Annotated in this window: 26 protein-coding genes; 3 read left to right on the forward strand and 23 right to left on the reverse strand. The window is 71.1% G+C overall.

All coding sequences use genetic code 11. From position 1 onward, the window contains the following. Positions 1-190: 190 nt before the first annotated feature. The 20 genes from ABT340_RS04785 to ABT340_RS04880 form a co-directional block, all read right to left on the reverse strand. Positions 191-343 (reverse strand): hypothetical protein, encoded by a 153-nt coding sequence (locus ABT340_RS04785; protein ID WP_352009290.1) that lies wholly within the window; start codon positions 341-343, stop codon positions 191-193. 88 nt (positions 344-431) lie between these two features. Continuing rightward, entirely contained in the window at positions 432-1,115 is a 684-nt protein-coding gene (locus ABT340_RS04790; RefSeq protein ID WP_352009291.1) for a hypothetical protein, read from the reverse strand. 24 nt (positions 1,116-1,139) lie between these two features. Next, the gene (locus ABT340_RS04795) at positions 1,140-1,940 is read right to left on the reverse strand and encodes a hypothetical protein (protein ID WP_352009292.1); all 801 of its coding nucleotides are present in this window, start codon (positions 1,938-1,940) and stop codon (positions 1,140-1,142) included. Further along, positions 1,937-2,296 carry a hypothetical protein gene (locus ABT340_RS04800; protein ID WP_352009293.1) on the reverse strand — a complete coding sequence of 120 codons (360 nt, stop codon included), beginning with the start codon at positions 2,294-2,296 and terminating at the stop codon, positions 1,937-1,939. The genes ABT340_RS04795 and ABT340_RS04800 overlap by 4 nt, the downstream gene beginning before the upstream one ends. A gap of 29 nt (positions 2,297-2,325) precedes the next feature. After that, complete coding sequence (locus ABT340_RS04805; protein ID WP_352009294.1) at positions 2,326-2,904, reverse strand: hypothetical protein; 579 nt, start codon at positions 2,902-2,904, stop codon at positions 2,326-2,328. A gap of 96 nt (positions 2,905-3,000) precedes the next feature. Further along, a complete protein-coding gene (locus ABT340_RS04810; protein WP_352009295.1) occupies positions 3,001-3,300 on the reverse strand; it encodes a hypothetical protein in 300 nt (99 codons plus the stop codon). A gap of 246 nt (positions 3,301-3,546) precedes the next feature. Continuing rightward, positions 3,547-3,765, reverse strand: coding sequence for a hypothetical protein (locus tag ABT340_RS04815; protein ID WP_352009296.1), 219 nt, complete (start codon positions 3,763-3,765; stop codon positions 3,547-3,549). Positions 3,766-3,951: 186 nt separating this feature from the next. Further along, positions 3,952-4,782 carry a DUF2303 family protein gene (locus ABT340_RS04820; protein ID WP_352009297.1) on the reverse strand — a complete coding sequence of 277 codons (831 nt, stop codon included), beginning with the start codon at positions 4,780-4,782 and terminating at the stop codon, positions 3,952-3,954. Next, entirely contained in the window at positions 4,779-5,132 is a 354-nt protein-coding gene (locus ABT340_RS04825; protein WP_352009298.1) for a YfdP family phage-associated protein, read from the reverse strand. Before ABT340_RS04825 ends, ABT340_RS04820 begins: the two co-directional genes overlap by 4 nt. Then, positions 5,129-5,359 carry a helix-turn-helix transcriptional regulator gene (locus tag ABT340_RS04830; protein WP_352009299.1) on the reverse strand — a complete coding sequence of 77 codons (231 nt, stop codon included), beginning with the start codon at positions 5,357-5,359 and terminating at the stop codon, positions 5,129-5,131. Before ABT340_RS04830 ends, ABT340_RS04825 begins: the two co-directional genes overlap by 4 nt. An 89-nt stretch (positions 5,360-5,448) precedes the next feature. Next, positions 5,449-5,886, reverse strand: coding sequence for a hypothetical protein (locus ABT340_RS04835; RefSeq protein ID WP_352009300.1), 438 nt, complete (start codon positions 5,884-5,886; stop codon positions 5,449-5,451). Continuing rightward, on the reverse strand, positions 5,883-6,134 hold the full coding sequence (locus ABT340_RS04840; protein WP_352009301.1) for a hypothetical protein: 252 nt from the start codon (positions 6,132-6,134) through the stop codon (positions 5,883-5,885). The genes ABT340_RS04835 and ABT340_RS04840 overlap by 4 nt, the downstream gene beginning before the upstream one ends. Further along, on the reverse strand, positions 6,131-6,367 hold the full coding sequence (locus ABT340_RS04845) for a hypothetical protein (protein ID WP_352009302.1): 237 nt from the start codon (positions 6,365-6,367) through the stop codon (positions 6,131-6,133). The genes ABT340_RS04840 and ABT340_RS04845 overlap by 4 nt, the downstream gene beginning before the upstream one ends. Next, entirely contained in the window at positions 6,364-6,753 is a 390-nt protein-coding gene (locus tag ABT340_RS04850; RefSeq protein WP_352009303.1) for a hypothetical protein, read from the reverse strand. The genes ABT340_RS04845 and ABT340_RS04850 overlap by 4 nt, the downstream gene beginning before the upstream one ends. Further along, complete coding sequence (locus tag ABT340_RS04855; RefSeq protein WP_352009304.1) at positions 6,750-7,085, reverse strand: hypothetical protein; 336 nt, start codon at positions 7,083-7,085, stop codon at positions 6,750-6,752. The genes ABT340_RS04850 and ABT340_RS04855 overlap by 4 nt, the downstream gene beginning before the upstream one ends. Next, entirely contained in the window at positions 7,085-7,276 is a 192-nt protein-coding gene (locus tag ABT340_RS04860) for a BldC family transcriptional regulator (protein ID WP_352009305.1), read from the reverse strand. Before ABT340_RS04860 ends, ABT340_RS04855 begins: the two co-directional genes overlap by 1 nt. A gap of 1 nt (position 7,277) precedes the next feature. Then, the gene (locus tag ABT340_RS04865) at positions 7,278-7,526 is read right to left on the reverse strand and encodes a hypothetical protein (protein ID WP_352009306.1); all 249 of its coding nucleotides are present in this window, start codon (positions 7,524-7,526) and stop codon (positions 7,278-7,280) included. Further along, positions 7,523-8,140, reverse strand: coding sequence for a hypothetical protein (locus ABT340_RS04870; protein WP_352009307.1), 618 nt, complete (start codon positions 8,138-8,140; stop codon positions 7,523-7,525). The genes ABT340_RS04865 and ABT340_RS04870 overlap by 4 nt, the downstream gene beginning before the upstream one ends. A gap of 79 nt (positions 8,141-8,219) precedes the next feature. Beyond that, on the reverse strand, positions 8,220-8,504 hold the full coding sequence (locus tag ABT340_RS04875) for a hypothetical protein (RefSeq protein WP_352009308.1): 285 nt from the start codon (positions 8,502-8,504) through the stop codon (positions 8,220-8,222). Next, positions 8,504-8,698: a helix-turn-helix domain-containing protein gene (locus ABT340_RS04880; protein ID WP_352009309.1), complete on the reverse strand. Its 195-nt coding sequence runs from the start codon at positions 8,696-8,698 to the stop codon at positions 8,504-8,506. Before ABT340_RS04880 ends, ABT340_RS04875 begins: the two co-directional genes overlap by 1 nt. Positions 8,699-8,862: 164 nt before the next feature. On the opposite strand from ABT340_RS04880, the gene ABT340_RS04885 reads away from it, so the two are divergent. Both ABT340_RS04885 and ABT340_RS04890 read left to right on the forward strand, forming a co-directional pair. Continuing rightward, entirely contained in the window at positions 8,863-9,288 is a 426-nt protein-coding gene (locus ABT340_RS04885; protein WP_352009310.1) for a helix-turn-helix domain-containing protein, read from the forward strand. 234 nt (positions 9,289-9,522) lie between these two features. Beyond that, complete coding sequence (locus tag ABT340_RS04890) at positions 9,523-9,741, forward strand: hypothetical protein (RefSeq protein ID WP_352009311.1); 219 nt, start codon at positions 9,523-9,525, stop codon at positions 9,739-9,741. A 144-nt stretch (positions 9,742-9,885) separates the two neighbouring features. On the opposite strand, the gene ABT340_RS04895 is transcribed toward ABT340_RS04890, so the two are convergent. After that, complete coding sequence (locus ABT340_RS04895; protein ID WP_352009312.1) at positions 9,886-10,872, reverse strand: tyrosine-type recombinase/integrase; 987 nt, start codon at positions 10,870-10,872, stop codon at positions 9,886-9,888. A 288-nt stretch (positions 10,873-11,160) separates the two neighbouring features. Between ABT340_RS04895 and ABT340_RS04900 the strand changes: the two genes are divergently transcribed. After that, positions 11,161-12,483: a S1C family serine protease gene (locus ABT340_RS04900; RefSeq protein WP_352009313.1), complete on the forward strand. Its 1,323-nt coding sequence runs from the start codon at positions 11,161-11,163 to the stop codon at positions 12,481-12,483. Between the two features lie 173 nt (positions 12,484-12,656). Here the strand turns inward: ABT340_RS04900 and cydC are convergent, their stop codons facing one another. After that, positions 12,657-14,345: a thiol reductant ABC exporter subunit CydC gene (cydC, locus tag ABT340_RS04905; RefSeq protein ID WP_352009314.1), complete on the reverse strand. Its 1,689-nt coding sequence runs from the start codon at positions 14,343-14,345 to the stop codon at positions 12,657-12,659. Beyond that, positions 14,342-16,009, reverse strand: coding sequence for a thiol reductant ABC exporter subunit CydD (cydD, locus tag ABT340_RS04910; RefSeq protein WP_352009315.1), 1,668 nt, complete (start codon positions 16,007-16,009; stop codon positions 14,342-14,344). Before cydD ends, cydC begins: the two co-directional genes overlap by 4 nt. Positions 16,010-16,014: the final 5 nt, after the last annotated feature.

The following is a 16,014-nucleotide window of genomic DNA, read 5'->3' on the forward strand; positions in this document are numbered from 1 at the left end:
CGGCCGCCTCGCCGTGGAGAGGTGTCCTGTGGGTGGTGCGCATGGTGGGCCCCTCTCGGTCGTGCGGGTGGTGCTGAGCGCCCGCCCCAGGGACTCGCACCCTGGGTGTCTGCTGGTCGGGCAGGGGAGGAAAGGGGGGAGCCCCCGTGCGCCGCTTCCCCTTTCGGCGCACGGGGGCTGATCAAGAGGGTCAGGAAGCGTGCAGGTCGTAGTAGTCGTCGTTGAAGTCGTCGACCTCGATGTCCTCGCCGCGTTCCGCCCACTCGTCGCGTTCCTCCTCGGCGTGGACCGCGACGAGCTCCTCAGGAGTCAGGCCAGCCACCCACTCAGGGACGTTGCTCACGGTGGAACCTTTCTTTGTAAAGGGAGGGGCCGGTGCCCGCCCCCGCGGCCTCGCGCGCCACGGGAGCGGACACCGGAGTTCAGGAGGGTCAGGCGAAGCCGAGCGTGGCCCGCTGCTCGGGGGTGAGCGCGGCCAGCGCGGCGGCCTGCTCGGGGCTCGTCCCGGGCGGCGGCGTCCACGCGGCGGCTGCCGGGGCGGGCGCGGGCTGGGCGGCCAGAGTCGTCTGCGCGGCCTGGTAGATAGCCTCGGCGCGCTGCGCGACCTGCTGAGGCATCTGTGCGATCGGTCCCGGCGCGGTCGCCGGGGCCTGCGGGGCACCCTGAAGGAACTCGTTCGCCTGAACAGCCGACGGCGCCGCGTAGGCGGCGGTGTAGATCTTCGGCGCGTTGTGGCCGCGCTTCTTCACCTCACCGTCAGCGACGTAGGTGATGGACAGAACACCCCCGACCTCCAGGCCCCGGGCGCCCGCCTGACGGACAGCGGTACGCACCGCGTCGAGGAGCTTGGCCTTGATGTAGAACTTCCGCTGGCCGTCGTCGTCGACGATCTGCGGGTCACGCAGGGACGTCTGAACGGTGACGACCATCTGCATCATCGGCTTGCCGTCCGACCAGAACTTCGGCTCGCCGCTGTCGAGGTCCTTCTGCTGCTCAACGGTCGGAGGGGTGGTGATCGGGCCGCTGACGGTGGTGCCGATGGTCGGGAACTGCGCGGACGGGATGCCGCCGCCCATGAGGAAGGCGTTGGCGTCCATCGTGAACGGGGTCGTCATGATCTGTGCTCCTTGGATTCGTTGCTACTGGGCGATGAGGTCAGACAGTTCCGACGCGGCCTCGGTGAGGGCGTCGGGGTCACCACCGCAACCGGTGGCGAGATCAGTGGCCCCCGGCCGCAACCAGGGGCAGGACCGGCACCACGACTCGCGGCGCCGAAGCAGAGGGAAAGCGGCCTGGCCGAGCGCGGTCACGAGCTTCGCGATGCCGTCCGCCCGCGACAGGGACGCCTCGGCGACGGCCCGGTTGTACGGCTCCGACCACAGGTAGCGCTGCTTCCACTCCTGGTCGCGCGGCAGGAAGTAGATGGCGACGTCGGACACGGGGGCCCCGCGCCGTTCCCAGCCGAGGCCGTACAGGTGCGCCTGCACGCGGTACTGCTCGCCGGGCCCGGACGCCTTGTACTTGCGGAGGGTCGAGCCGCCGGGGATCTTCCAGTCCCACACGACCCCGTCGAGGTACAAGTCGGAGTTGCCGGAGATGTCGTCGCCGTTCACGCCGCCGACGGTGACGCGCTCCTCAAGCAGGTACCGGTCCGCCCCCGTCTCAGCCCATTCGGGGCGCGCCATGTTGGCGCGGGCCAGCAACTCCTCCAACTGGCCGTGGACCGCGGTCCCGATCCACGGCTTCCACGCCAACGGCTGAGACACGTTGACGGCCGGGTGCCCGGCGAGCTTGTAGCCGATGCGCAGGTCGCACGGGATGCCGAGTTCGGACGGGCCGATGCGGGTCTGCAGGCTGCGGGGGGCGTTGGTGATGGCGCCCTCGATGAGGGCGTCGAGTTCGGCCTGCTGCGCGGCGACGCGCGGCGAGATGGTGCTCATTCCCAGTTCCCAGAGCAGCGTTCGCACGTGTGGAATCCGGCCCGCCACTCGCTGCCAGCGACCCGATGGCCGCACGTGCCGACGACGTACCCGGGCTGTTCGGGGATCTCGCTGCCGGGCGCAGGGTAAACCGGCTGGTCGTCGTCGGTAGCCGGGACGTCGAGCGTGTCCCGGAAGTCGGTGATGATGCCCGGGGAGGTCTGGGTCATCTCGCTGATCGTCTGGACTGCGTCCGCGGTGGCGATCGTCTCGGCGGACGGGTCACCGATGATCTTCCTCAAGGTGCGGGAGAGGAAAGCCCTGTCGGCGGAGGAGATCAGCCATGTCTGGACGAGGCTGGAGCCGTCCGGCCGCATCTCCGTCAAGGTGATCATGTCAGGGGCGGTCACAGCACACCGGCCACGTGGCGGGCGACGGACAGGATCTCAGCGAGCTCGGCGCGGATCTTCCCCGTGTCGGCGAACAACGCGGCCAGGCCGCGCTGCCGCAGAACCACCTCGACAAGCTCGACCGGCACGTCGGCCGGGTCGACAGTCGTCGGGGTGGGGATCGCGCCGATGACCTCGCGCGGAGGGCAGTCCACACACCGGAACACCTGCCACGACGGGCCGCCGTCCATGGCCGGGACCCGACCGGCAGGCACCATCGGCTCCTCGACGACGCGTTGCTTTCCGCAGGTGATGCACGCCCATCCGTCGTGCTGCGACTGCGTGAGGTCCGCGATGCTGATCGGCGTGATCTGCGCGGGCTTCCAGTCGGTCGCCGCGCGCCGCACGAGCAGGTGCGCGTTCACGGGGCGGCCGAGCGCCTGCTGCGCGCGCACCATCTCGGCGACCCGCTCAAGCGCCCACTCCTGGTCGTCGGGGGTCTCGTGGTGGACGCTGGTCACGGTGATGGTGCGGCCGTCCCGGTAGGTGTGGGTGTAGCGGGCCGCGTACTCCAACCCGCTGGTCCTGGTGGTCATTGCTTCTGGGCTCCTGGGTTCGCTGAAGAAGGGGGGGCGGGGGTCTGCGGGGCGGGGTCTCGTGCTCCCCGGAAACCCCCCGTGCCAAAGGTGGGGTCACATAGCGATCGCGGGCCGCCACGGGCCGCCCTGCACCCGGGTGACGAGCTGCGCGTCGTCGAGCAGGCCCCGGGCCCGCTGGTGCTGGAGCGCCGTCTCCACCTGCTGGACGGCCTGCTCACGACGCCAGGGGGTGGCGCCGGTGGGGGCGGTGTAGACCCGCACCTCCAGCACTCCGTCGCCGTCGCGGAAGATGCCCTTGACGCCGTACTCGGCGCATCCCGTCAGCTCGGCGGCGTACCGACTGACAGGCGCGGAGGCGAGCAGCTGGGGGACGGTGAGACGCTGCGCGAGCATGGCGGGCTCCTGGGATCCGGGGGAAGGGAGGCGCTGATCGGCGCCTGCAGGAAACACGCTACATCACGCTCCAACACGATTCAAGACGCTACAACTTGCTACATCCTGCTACACGGATGGATGTGCGAAACCGGGCACTACTGGACGCGGACCCTCGTCTTGCCGCACCGCGCGCACCGCTGCTGCACTGGCCGGCCACCGGCCACGATCGGGACCGACACCCACCGGTGCGTGAACGGCCAACACCTACCGGACACGGTCGCGTGCCATGTTCGCCCGCTGCAAGAGGTCGAGCCGGGCCTCCAAGGTGCGGATCGTCTCCGCCTGCCGAAGGATCGTCCCCCGAGCCCTTCCCGAGGCGGAGGCCTCCTTGGCAGCCTCCTCTCGCGCCTCCTCCAGGAGGCGGTCGGCCGCGTCGAGGCGGCGGATCAGGGCGGCCCGGCTGCGGAACCAGTCACGAATCATCAGGGTCTCCAGGTTTTCCAAGCAAGCGTGTGATGAAGGTCGCGACGCCGACGCACACCGGCCACGTGGTCGTCGTGACCTGGGTGCCGACGCGAGTCGCGACGGTGATTTGCGCGTCTCTGGGTAGAGCAGGAGGAAGCCCCCCACCGAGCAGGCCGGTGGGGGGCAGGGTGCTGGTGGTGCTCATCACGCGGGCGTGCCCCGCATCACGACGATGCCGAGCTCCTCCTGGAGCTTCGCCACGACGGTCCGGACCGCGTCACGCCGCACGTCGGTCGCGTTGTCGAGCCAGATGCCCATGTAGAGAGCACCGCCCTGGATCCGGTACCGGAACCGCGCGGTGACCACGTACGGCTCGCTGTCCTCGAACGGCGCGATCCCGAGCTCCAGCGTCGAGGGCACCTCGATGGAGCCCTTCGCGCCGCCGCCCGCGGTGGTCTCCTCCTCGAACGTCAGGCGCCTGTCCCCGCTGGCCAGGAGAGTCGCCGAGGAGAACGTCACCTTGGTCTTGGCCTGGAACTGCTGAACGAGCTCCAACATGTCCGCCGCCGTCGGCTTGCGGATGTCGGCGCGGTTGTCGTCGATGAAGTCCGCGAACGCGGCCTGCTTGAGGAACTGCCGGTCCAGGCTGGTCCACCTCCGCCACGCGTCCGTCTCGGCCAGGCGCAGGGTGAGGCGGTGCTCACCCCATCGCGGCGTGTAACCGCGCTCTTCCTCGCTGACCCACCCCTCGTGGGCGTCGAGGACGGCAGTGATGACCCCAGCCTGAATGTCGACGTACACCTCGGACTGGGCGTCGCAGTGCTTGCGGTAGTAGTGCACGAACGACGGCATGTCATCGACGCGGACGGTGCCCTTCTTCCGGGCGGGCCGCGTCTCGTCGGGGTCACGCAGGTCGATGGTCTCGACCCGGTCGCGCAGCTTGAAGGCGTAGAACCCGCCGGGGTTCAGCTGCTCGGAGATCTGCGCGTCGGTCAGGGCGTCGATGAGGGCGTCGTTCTCCGTACGGGTGGTCACTTGGCGATGTCCTTCAGCTCGATGTCGGTGGTCTTGTCGAGTACGCGCAGGCCGGGCAAGGAAGCCTGCCGAGGGTCGTCGCGGACGAGGTTGTGGTCGGCATCGGCGAAGAACACCGCGGCCTTCGGCGTGGACTTCGGCTTGGTCGCGGTCACCGAGGCGGCCACGGTGAGGGAAGCGTCGTCGCCCTTCATCGGGGCGATCTCCACGACGAGGGTGAGCTTGCCCTTCTTCCCGGTGTCCTGGACCGAGGCGACCACCTCCTGCAGCAGTACGGCCGCCTCGTCGAGCACGGCGCCGCGGCGGAGGTCCTGCAGGATGGTCGCGAACGGCCGAACCTGATTGGTCACGCTGATTTCCTTCCAGAGGATTCGAGGGGGACAAGAGCCAGACGCAGGCCGAGGGCCCGCGCGTGGGCGTCGAGAGCGATCAGGTCAGGGACGGTGCGGCCGGTCTCCCGCCGCGAGATCCCGACCCCGCGGCGCGCCAGGTGCAACCGCTCAGCCAGCTCGTCCTGGGTGAGGCCGAGCTCCCGGCGCCGGCGGTCGAGGGCCCGCATGATCGGGTGAGGGGTCACCACGCCTCCTGCTTCTTCCCGGATCAGGCCGCGGCCCTGCGAGGGTCCCTGCTGGCCGCAGCAGGCGCAGGTGATGATGCGTCGGCGTCTCACCGGCCCACCGCCTTGACCGGGGGCAGCTCGATGACGAGCAGCTGCAGCTGGCCGCCTTTCACGACGGGCCCGAGCCGCATGTCCGGGCCGACCAGGTGCGTGTCGTCGTCGTCCGGCAGGACCCCGGCGTCGACCAAGCCGTCGACGAACGCCTTGAAGCTGGGATACCAGTTCGCCGGGTCGCGGCGGCCCCGGGTGGCGGGGTGGAGGATGCCGAACACGTGCGCCCGGGAGAGCGCGGGCACACCCGCGGCCTCGGTGGCGTGCTTCCCGGCCGCCCGGATCGCCGCGGTGAGACGCGCCCGCGGGGCGTGGTGAAGGCGCCCGTTCGCGTTCAGCAGCGGCAGGCCTGCGGGGAGGGTGATGGTCCAGGTGCGGGCGCCCGCCGCCGGGCCTGTGGTGAGGTCGGCGGCGGGCAGGTGAAGGCGGGTCATCGGGTGGCCCCGAGGATCGCGCGGGCCACGGGGAGAGCGGCGGCAGCGGCCGGGCAGTCGGTCCAGTCCGTGGTGAGGTACTCCTTGGCGGCTGCCTCCAGCCACTTGGCGAGCGACTCCCGGGAGCGCAACAGGTCGCCGATGAGTCGGATGAGCTCCTCATTGTCGGTGTCGCCGTTGATGGTGCCGTGGTGGTCGGTGCTGCGCAGCCGGGCAGCGGCGGCCCGGATCTCTTCGACGGGAGTCATAGCCCCACCTGAACGTTGACGATGACCTGCGCGGCGTCGCCGTCGTGTGCGTGCCCGTTCTCGTGCGCCCACTCGGCGACGTCCATCGGGAACCGGAGGTCGTGGTAGCCGATGACGACCTGGGCGCCCTCCTGGCGGACGGTGTGGACGGTGTCGCCGGGCTGGGTGGCCTCGGCGACGACCGCGGCGGCGGCCTCGCTGCTGATGCAGCGCAGACGAGTCTCTCGGGTCATCGCCTACCTTCTTTCCTGCTCAGTTCGGCGGCGACAGCAGGGTCATCGGAGCGGTACCACCGCCAGGGCTTGCCTGCTTTCTCGGGGGAGGACACGTGCTTACGCCCTACCGAGCGGCACAGGCCGAGGTGTCCTTCCTCGCGGACACACACGTCTCCGTGTGGGCTCACCGCCCCGCAGGCTCGGGCGTCGAGCACGGGCCGCCCGGGGACGGCTGCGGCCGCGAGCACAGTTACGCCTGACAGGCCGACGAGCAGCCCGACGTACACGGCGAGGAGGCAGGCGACGCCACAGCAGGTGGCGTGGAGCCAGCGGCCGCGGCGGGCCGCCGCCACCCCGAGGAGGGCGGCGGCCACGGCGAGCATGAGGGGGGCGACGGCGGTCACGCCTGCTCCCGGTCGGCCGACGGGACGTACGGCTCGAACGGCGCCCGCCCGGACTCCGGGCCGCCGTACGGGTGGGCTCCGGGCGGGAAGACCGACGTCGCCGAGGGCGAGGGCGAGGGCGCGACGAGCATGCTGCTCCACCGCTCACCCAGGCCCGGAGCCGGGGCCAGGCCAGGGGCGGAGGTGACGTGCTGCTCGGCGTACGCCAGCAGTTCCGACCACTCCGCGACCGCGGCCTTCTTCTCCGCCACCAGCTGGACGGCGGCGGCCTCCTCGTCCTGCAGCTGACGCAGCTGCTCGGTCATGCGGGTGATGGTGTGGGGGGAGAACATCAGGACTCCTTGGTCTGCTGGGTGGAGGCGATGTGGGCGAGGATCTCGGCCTCCCGGAACCGGCGGTGGCCGCCGAGCGTGCGGAAGGACGTGAGCTTCCCCGCCAGCGCCCACCGGGAGACGGTCTTCGGGTCGACGTGGAACATTCGGGCGACCTCGGCCGGGGTGAGCAGGCGGTCAGGAGTGTCCATGTCAGGCCTCCTCGGTCTGCGCGATGGTGATGAGGACGACCGGCCGTCCGGGGAGCCGGTGGTACAGGCGGGGGCGGCCGCCGTCCTGCAGCCGCGCCATCACCTCCACCGCCTCGCAGCCGCGGCGGCGGCAGGGGGTGGGGTGGGTGAGGATCTGCACCGCGGGCGGCAGGACGCTGTCGGGGGTGAGGGTGTCGGGCGGGGCCGGGATCCGGGCGAGGGTTCCGGGCTGCAGGTCGCCGAACTTCATGCCGCACCGCCGGAGAGAGGGCCGGTGGCGGGGCCGTTCTCGAAGTCGTCGTACGGCTCCAGCTCGGCGGGCTTCAGTCCAACGCGCTTCAGGGGGCCGTACTTCGCGGTGACGCCCTCCCACAGGCGGTACTCCCCGCCGAAGAACAGCAGCACCTGGCCGTCGCTGCGCTCGACCACCCGCCACTGGTCGCCGTCGCCGTCCTCCCACAGGTCCCCGGCACGCAGCTCGGGGACGCCGGTGGCCCGCTCGGGCGTCGACGGCGGGTAGGTGCGCACCAGCGGGCCGTAGTTCATGTTCGCGGACCGCCACAGGTGGCAGGTGCCGTCCGTGCTGCGGAGCGCGATATCCGCGTTGGGGCTGTTCTCGTGCGCGAACCACGTGCGTCCGTGCCGGTCTCGCCAGATTTCCCCGGGCTGGGGGACTCCGTCGGCCGGGACCAGGCGCTCGATCCGGGCGGTGTCGAGCGGGACGGTCACCCCGTACGGGCCCGCCGAGTGCTCCAGATCGACCGTGAGCTCCTCGGGGAACGCGTCGCACGTGGGTGCGATGTGCGTGATGAGGCCTTCGACGATGACGCGGACGCGCTCGCCGAGCTTGTAGTGTTCAGGCATGGCCTGACCTCTTCTTCTCTTCGCTGTTGGGGGTTGGGTCTACGGGCGCCCGGCCGTTGGCCCGGCCCGGGCCGCCCGGTTACGCCGACCGGCGCACGCTGCGCTCGGCGGCCTTCCTGCTACGGGCAGCGCTCGCCTTCAGCGACATCTGCGTCATGTACGCGGTGTGGGCGTTCTCCGCCGCGGCCGGGATGTCCTTCGCGCGCACCTTGCCCTCGGCCGTGATCTTCGCGATCCAGTAGTCCAGTGACACCGGCGACTTCGCGCGCGCCGCGGCCGTCCGCTCACCCCGGTGAGGAGTGCGCGCCCACTGCACATGTGCGGCGATTCGGGCGGCACGGCTGCGCTGTTCGGGGGTGGCCATCAGACGTCCGCCGTGGTCTCGGTCGGCGTCGGCGCCATGTACGCCTCGAACGAGGATCCGTAGATCCGCCACCGGCCCTTCGTCGAGGTCTTCGTCGCACGCAGCTCACCGGAATTGATGGCCCGGCGGATCGTCCACTGGCTGACCCGTATCCGGGCGGCAGCCTCAGCCACGGTCAGCATGGGCTCGTCCATCGCGGCCTCCTTCCTCTATCTCGTACTAGAACGCTACAAGATGCTACATCTCGATTCAAGACGCTACATCTCAAGGCATATCGCTACACGCTGAGTCAAGAGTTTCCCGTGATTTACGTCATGATCTGATGCTCTATACGCTCCACCGTGCTACAACTCACTCCATGGAGCATGAAACGGGACCGCCAGGTCTGCCCTTCTGGAGAAGGGTCGAGGCGGAGCGCATCGGACGCGCGTGGACAGCCACAGACCTACATCGCCGTTCGGGCGTAGCCCGAAGCACGATCAACAACCTGGCGACCCAGCGCCGACGTCCCCGGCCGGCCACAGTGGTCGCGTTGGCCGACACCCTGGGCATCCCGCGTGACGAGGCGTTCGCCCTGGCGGGTCTCGACCCGGAGGCGGCCGCCGTGGGGGAGACCGCAACCGACGACACCCTCGACGAACTGCTCGCCCGCCTGCCTGAGGAACGCCGACGGGAGCTAGAGAAGTGGCGGGAAGAGGAGCGGGAGCGGTACGAGCGGGCTCGTGAGGACTATGAACGGGGCCTCTCCCGAATCGAGAAGATCCTGCGCGACGAGCTCGGCTGACCACGAATGTGACGCCCGAAACGGGCGATCATCGAAAAAATTTTCGATGCGCCATCCCTAGCGTGACCAGGGGAGACGGGAAAAACTGCCACTTGGGCAGGGATTTTTGTCACTCAGGAGGCGGATTTTTCTTCTAGTACGGTGTTATATAGGACTGCCGTAAGCGGTGCGTGGTGCGGTCCCTAACGCCGCCCCCCTGCTGTCAGCGATCCCCCTCAGGCCTCAGGAGGCTTCATGCTCCTCGCATTGGTCACCATCGCCCTATGGATTCTTAGCGCCGCCTACGTGGCGCTGGATGCCCTCATACCTGGCCACTCTCTGCCCATCGCGCTCCATCACCTTCTGCTCGCCGCCAGCGCCACCGTCACTCTCGCTTGGATCCTGCGCCACCCGCGCCTGCAGTATCGAGTCGGCTACCGCGACGGATACGCGGACGCCGAACGCAACACCTGACCCCCCTCGGCGGCGCCCGCGCGACCGACACCGCGCCCCCGCCAGCCACGCTCACAGGTGATGATGTGAGCGCGGCCTCCCCGCCGGACCCCAGCCCCCTGTGACGCTGCCCAGGGAGGCCAGGACCCTCAAGCGGAACCCCTCTCAAAACCGATCACCAGGCGCAAACTTCGTGTGCGTAGCGCGCGCCCGATCATCCGCGAGCTCCTCCGTGTAGTGCCGCATCTGCTCGTACGACTTCCAGCCGAGAACCCGCCGCACGGAGTCCGGATCCATCCCCGCTTCCAGCAGCAAATGCGCTGCCGTCCCCCGGAACCGGTGCGGGTGCACGTTCTCCACCCCGGCCTGCTCGCCGCGTCGACTCAACATCAGCGCCACACCAGCGCGCGTCATCTTCCCCATGGTCTTGCTGCGCACCCCCAGCCACAGGTACGGGCTGCCCGCCCACTTGTGCTTGGCCCGGACCCTGAGATACCGGTCCAGAGCCGCCACCGTCTTGGCGCCTATCGGGATCCAGTGCTCGTCTCCGCCCTTGAGCACGATCAGGATCCGCCGGTTCTTGAGGTCCACGTTTTCGAGCAGGATCCCCGCGAGCCCGGACGCGCGCACGCCATTGTCGACGAGGATCATGATCATGGCTGTGTCGCGGCGCTCCGCGAACCCGGCACCTTTGCACGCGGCCAGCAACGCGGCGATCTCCTCGTCCGGCAGGTACTTGCGGGCCTTCTTCGTGACGTGTGGCCGGTCCCCACGCCGCACGGGCGAGAACGTTGTGCGCTCTTCCTCGGAGATGAGCCAGTTGAAGAACACCCCGAGGTAAGAGTGGTGGGCCGAACTGGTGTGGACGCTGGTCCGGTCCTGCTCCGACGCCAGGAAGCCACGCACATGCTCAGCAGTCACCCCCTCAGCGTCGTGAGGGTGACCGTTCGCGCAGAGGTAGGCGTAGAACGCCCTGGCCGACCGCGTGTACAGGTAGATCGTGTACGCAGCCTTGTTACCGGCTTCCAGGGCGCGCTTCCAGGAGTCGATCAACCCTTCCAGGTCTGCCCCTACGACTTCGCTCGGAGCGGGCCGTCGCGACCGGCGAGGGCGGCGCCGGGACGGGTCGAATTCGATCACGTTCTCAGTCATCGGGGGCCTCCTCGCCAGAGCGAAAGACAGCAAAAGGGGTTAAGCGTTGAGGGGGTGATTATTCGGTTAGTCACCTATGCGCGGCCGATCCGCGAGTGATTTCCGCCTCTCCCGGAGGGACGACAGGGCCTCTGAGCACGGCGGATAAAGGGGGCGTGAGAGAAGGGAAGGGGCTCCGATCATCCTCTTAAGCTGCGCTTACGTCCTGTCAGGCATCGTTCTGGTGTACCGGAACCGCCGGTCGCCGCTCCGACAGTCCACGAGCGGATGCAGGACGTGGGGGAAGACATGGACCCGAACAAGAATGAGCAGGAAAGCACCCCGGCCGAGGCGACCCACGAGAACGAAGGATGGAGCCAGTTCGGCAAGGTGCCGCCGCGTGTCGGAGGTTACTCGGAGGGCCGGGACACCGGGCCGCAGCCGACGCTGATCCACCCGGTTCCGGACGCGGCGGAGTCCCTGCGGATCCCCGCCCAGCGGGGGTCGCTCACCGGCAGGCAGAAGCTGGGGGCCGGTCTGGCGCTGGCCGCGATGGCCGTGGGAGGTGGAGTCGCGGGGGCCTTCATCGCGACCTCGATCGCCGGGGCCGGCACGGTCACGGCCTCGTCCGTCTCCCCCTCGGCCGAGGTGCGCCAGGTCGGCAGCTTCGCCACGGTCGCCGACGTGGCCAAGGCGGTCCAGCCCTCGGTGGTCTCCATCGAGGTCAAGAGCGCCAACGGCAGCGGCGACGGATCGGGCGTGCTGCTCTCGGCCGACGGCCTCATCCTGACCAACAACCACGTGGTCACGCTGGGCGGCCAGGTGGGGACGAACGGCTCGATGACCGTCAAGTTCAGCGACGGCAAGACCGCCTCCGCCAGGGTCGTCGGGACCGACCCGGCGACCGACCTCGCCGTCATCCGGGCGGAGAACGTCTCCAACCTGACCAAGGCCACGATCGGTGACAGCGACAAGGTCAGGGTGGGCGACTCGGTGCTCGCCATCGGCAGTCCGCTGGGCCTGTCCGGCTCGGTCACCGCGGGCATCGTCAGCGCCCTGAACCGTACGGTGACCGTCGGCGGCGAGCAGCGACAGCAGCTCCCGCCGGGCTGGGGCGGCATGCAGCAGCAACAGCAGGGCGGCGGAACGACGACCATCGGCGGGGCCATCCAGACCGACGCGGCGATCAACCCCGGCAACTCGGGCGGTGCCCTGGTCAACGCGGCCGGAGAGGTGATCGGCATCAACAGCGCCATCGCCACCAACGGCGGCGAGGGCAACATCGGTGTCGGCTTCGCCATCCCGATCAACACCGCCAAGCAGGTCGCCAAGCAGCTCATCGACACCGGCAAGGTCAGCCACGCCTTCCTGGGCGTCAGCCTCGCCGACGCGACCGGCGACGTGGCCGGGGCCCTGGTCAACCAGGTCACCGACGGCAGCCCGGCCGCCCAGGCGGGGATCAGGCAGGGCGACCTGATCACCAAGATCAACGAGACGCCGGTCGACGACGGCGCGACGGTGGTCGGCGCGATCAGGGGGCTCAAGCCGGGGGACAAGGTGACCATCACCTACCTCCGCGACGGCAAGCCCCAGACCGCCACCGCGACCCTCGTCGAGAAGACCGGGCAGTAGCCTCGCCCAGAGCCGATGCGCCGCCGGGGACGCTGCGGACCCCGGCGGCGCATCCGTTTCCCGCCCGCCCGCCTCGGACGGCTTCCGGCATCCCGGGAGCCCCTGTGCTCCTGATCGGGAAATCCGGGCCGCGGCCTCGTGCCCCGGACGAGAGCCCGGCCGGGGAACACGGGTCAGCGCCCGGCGGTCAGCGCCTCGGAGCGCCACAGGTCACGGTAGTAGCCGGGCGCCCCGACCAGCTCCTCGTGGGTTCCCCGCTGCGCGACCGCCCCGTTCTCCAGCACGACGATCTCGTCGACCCCTTCGAGCCCGCGCAGCCGATGGGTGACCAGCAGTGTCGTACGGCCCCGCGTGGCGTCGAGCAGGTCGGCCATGAGCGCGTCCGCGGTGGCCTCGTCCAGTGATTCGGCGGGCTCGTCCAGCAGCAGCACAGGAGGGTCGTTCAGCAGCGCCCTGGCCAGCGCAAGCCGCTGGAGCTGGCCGCCGGAGACCGTCCGCCCGTCCTCCCCGAGCATGGTGTCCCAGCCGGTCCGCTCGACCCACCGGTCGAGCCTGGCCCGCCGTACGGCCTCGGCCAGCTCGTCCTGGTCCGCCTCCGGCCCGGCCAGGCGCAGGTTGTCCCGCAGCGTCGTCCGGAACACGTAGGGGTCCTGGGTCAGTCCCGTCATGACCCGCCTGGCGTCGTCGGAGGTCATCTTCCCGAGGTCGGTCCCGTTCAGCAGGATCGTGCCGGACTCGGGTTCCACCAGCCGCATCAGGGCCGAAAGCAGGGTGCTCTTGCCCGCGCCGCTCGGGCCGACCAGGGCGACCCGCCTGCCCGGGGTGAGGGTCAGGCTGACGCCGTCGAGCGCCACGGGCAGACCGGGGCCGTGCCGGACCACGAGGTCGCGGATCTCCACGGTCGGCGGCTCCCCGGGCACGGGGACGGGGCTCACCGGCTCGGCGACGGCGGGCGGGGTCGCGCGGACCTCCCGCAACCGGCGCAGGGCGGCGAGCACCCCGGTCAGCCGCTCCGCCGCCGCGGCCATCGGCAGCACCGGCTCGAAGGCGACCAGCGAGACCAGCGCGAGAACCGTCGTGGCGACCCGGCCCGCCTGCGAGCCTCCGGCGATCCAGACGACCGCCAGCACGGTCAGGCCCTGCGTGAGTGTGCCGAGGGCGGCGGCGACCGCGTTGGCCCTGGCCTGGCGGCGTTCCAGCGCGCCCAGGCGGGCGTCGGCCTCGGCGCAGGCGGCCAGCGCGCGCCCTCCCGCCCCGTAGGCGGCCAGGTCGGCCGCGCCGTGGACCAGGTCGGCGACCCGGGCCGCCAGCTCCGCCCGCGCGGGCGCGATCCGCGCCGACCAGCGCCGGGCGGCGGCGGCCGTACCCGCCGGGATCAGCACCCCGGCGACCAGCAGCCCGGCCAGCAGCGCCGACGCCGCGGCGGGCAGCAGGAACAGCCCCAGCACGACCGCGGCGACCCCGGTCACCACAGCGGCCGCCGCAGGCAGCAGGCAGCGGACCAGCAGGTCCTGCGCCGCGTCGGTGTCGTCGACCATCCGGCTGAGCAGGTCGGCTCCCCGCCGGTCACGCGGCCCCGCCGGGATGAGCGCCCGGTAGAGCCGCTGCCTGGTCGCCGCCTGCGCCCGCAGCGCGACGTCGTGCCCGGCCAGGCGCTCGCCGTACCTGAAGACGCCCTTGGTGGTCGCGAAGGCCCTGACGCCGACGATCGCCACGCTCAGCGCGGCCAGCGGGGGGTGCTCGGCGGCCCTGGTGATCAGCCAGGCCGCGGACCCGATCAGCCCGAGCCCGGCCAGTTCGGCCGCCGCGCCCGAGGAGATCGCCAGGGCCGTGCGGCCCTTCATGTCCTTGACGCCCGTCATCGGGACCCTCCGATCAGTTCGGCGGAGACCACACGCCCCTCGGCCAGCCGGATCACCCGGTCGGCCAGGTCGATCATCGCGGGCCGGTGCGCCACGATCACCGCGGTTCGTCCCTCGGCCAGCTCACCGGTCGCGGCCACGATCGCCGCCTCGCTGCGGCCGTCGAGCCGCGCGGTCGGTTCGTCGAGGAGCAGCAGGTCGGTGCCGGGGCGGCAGAAGGCGCGGGCGAGCGCGACCCGCTGCCGCTGCCCGGCGGACAGGTTCGCGCCGCGTTCGCCGAGCACCGTCTCGTAGCCCTCGGGCAGCGCCGTCACGAACTCGTCGGCGTGCGCGGCCCCGGCCGCCCGCCGTACCTCCTCGATCGTGGCGCCGGGGAAGCCGAGGCGGACGTTGTCGGCGACCGAGACGGCGAACAGGTGGGGGCGCTGCGGCACGAACGCCAGCCGTTCCCGCCAGGCGTCGTCGGCGGTGAGGGCCACGCCGTCGATCAGGACGCGCCCGCTGTCCGGGACGACGAAGCCGAGCAGCAGGTGCAGCAGGGTGCTCTTGCCCGCCCCGCTCTCGCCGACCAGCGCGACCCGCTCACCCGGTGCGATCGTCAGCGAGACGTTCTCCAGCGCCGCCTGCCGGCCCGGGTAGCGCACGGTGACGTTCTCCAGGCGGATCTCCGGCGCGCGGCCCCCGGCCCGGTCCGCCGCCCCGGCCGGGGCGTCCCGTACGGCGGGGGCGGACGCCTGGCCGTCCAGGACGGCGAACGCCTCGTCGGCGGCGGCGACCCCCTCCATCGCGGCGTGGAACCTGTTGCCCATGGTGCGCAGCGGCAGGTACGCCTCCGGGGCGAGCAGCAGCACCAGCAGCGCCGTGGGCAGTTCCATCGACCCGGACAGCAGCCGCAGCCCGACCGGGACGGCGACCAGCGCCAGGGAGAGCGACGCGGCCAGTTCGAGCACCAGCGACGACAGGAAGGCCACCCGCAGGGTGCGCATCGTGGCCTCCCGGTGCTCCTGGGCCACCCGGCCGATCACCTCGGCCTGGTAGCGGGCCCTGCCGAAGGCGCGCAGCGTGGGCAGGCCCCTGACCACGTCGAGGAAGTGCCCGCCGAGATGGGCCAGCGCCCGCCACTGCCGTTCGGTGACCTCCTTGGTGCGCATCCCCACCAGCGCGCCGAACAGCGGGATGAGGGGCAGCGTGACGAGCACGATCACCGCGCTGGTCAGGTCGGCCGCGAACAGCCGTACCAGCACGGCGACCGGCACGACGGCCGCGACCGCGGCCGCGGGCAGGTAACCGGACAGGTAGGGGTCGAGGGCGTCCAGGCCGCGACCGGCCAGCGTGACCAGCTCGCCCGAGCGGCGCGAGGCGAGACCGGCCGGGCCGAGCTCCCGCAGCCGCGACAGCAGCCGGTGGCGCAGCGCCGTCTTCACACCGGTGCTCGTGTGCCCCGCGGCCACCCCCTGAACCAGGCCGAGCAGGGCGCGGGCGCCGACGACGAGCGCGAGCACGGTCAGCGCGGCGGGGGCGAAGCGGCCGGAGAGCACCCCGGACAGCACCTCCGCCTGGACCAGCACGAGCAGCCCGGCCACGACCGCGGCGGCCAGGCAGACCGCCAGGTGGCGGCGGACCGCCCGCTCGCCGCGGACCAGCCGAAGGAGATCCTTGTGCATGTGAA

Source organism: Streptosporangium sp. NPDC000239 (assembly GCF_040300765.1).
GTDB lineage: Bacteria > Actinomycetota > Actinomycetes > Streptosporangiales > Streptosporangiaceae > Streptosporangium.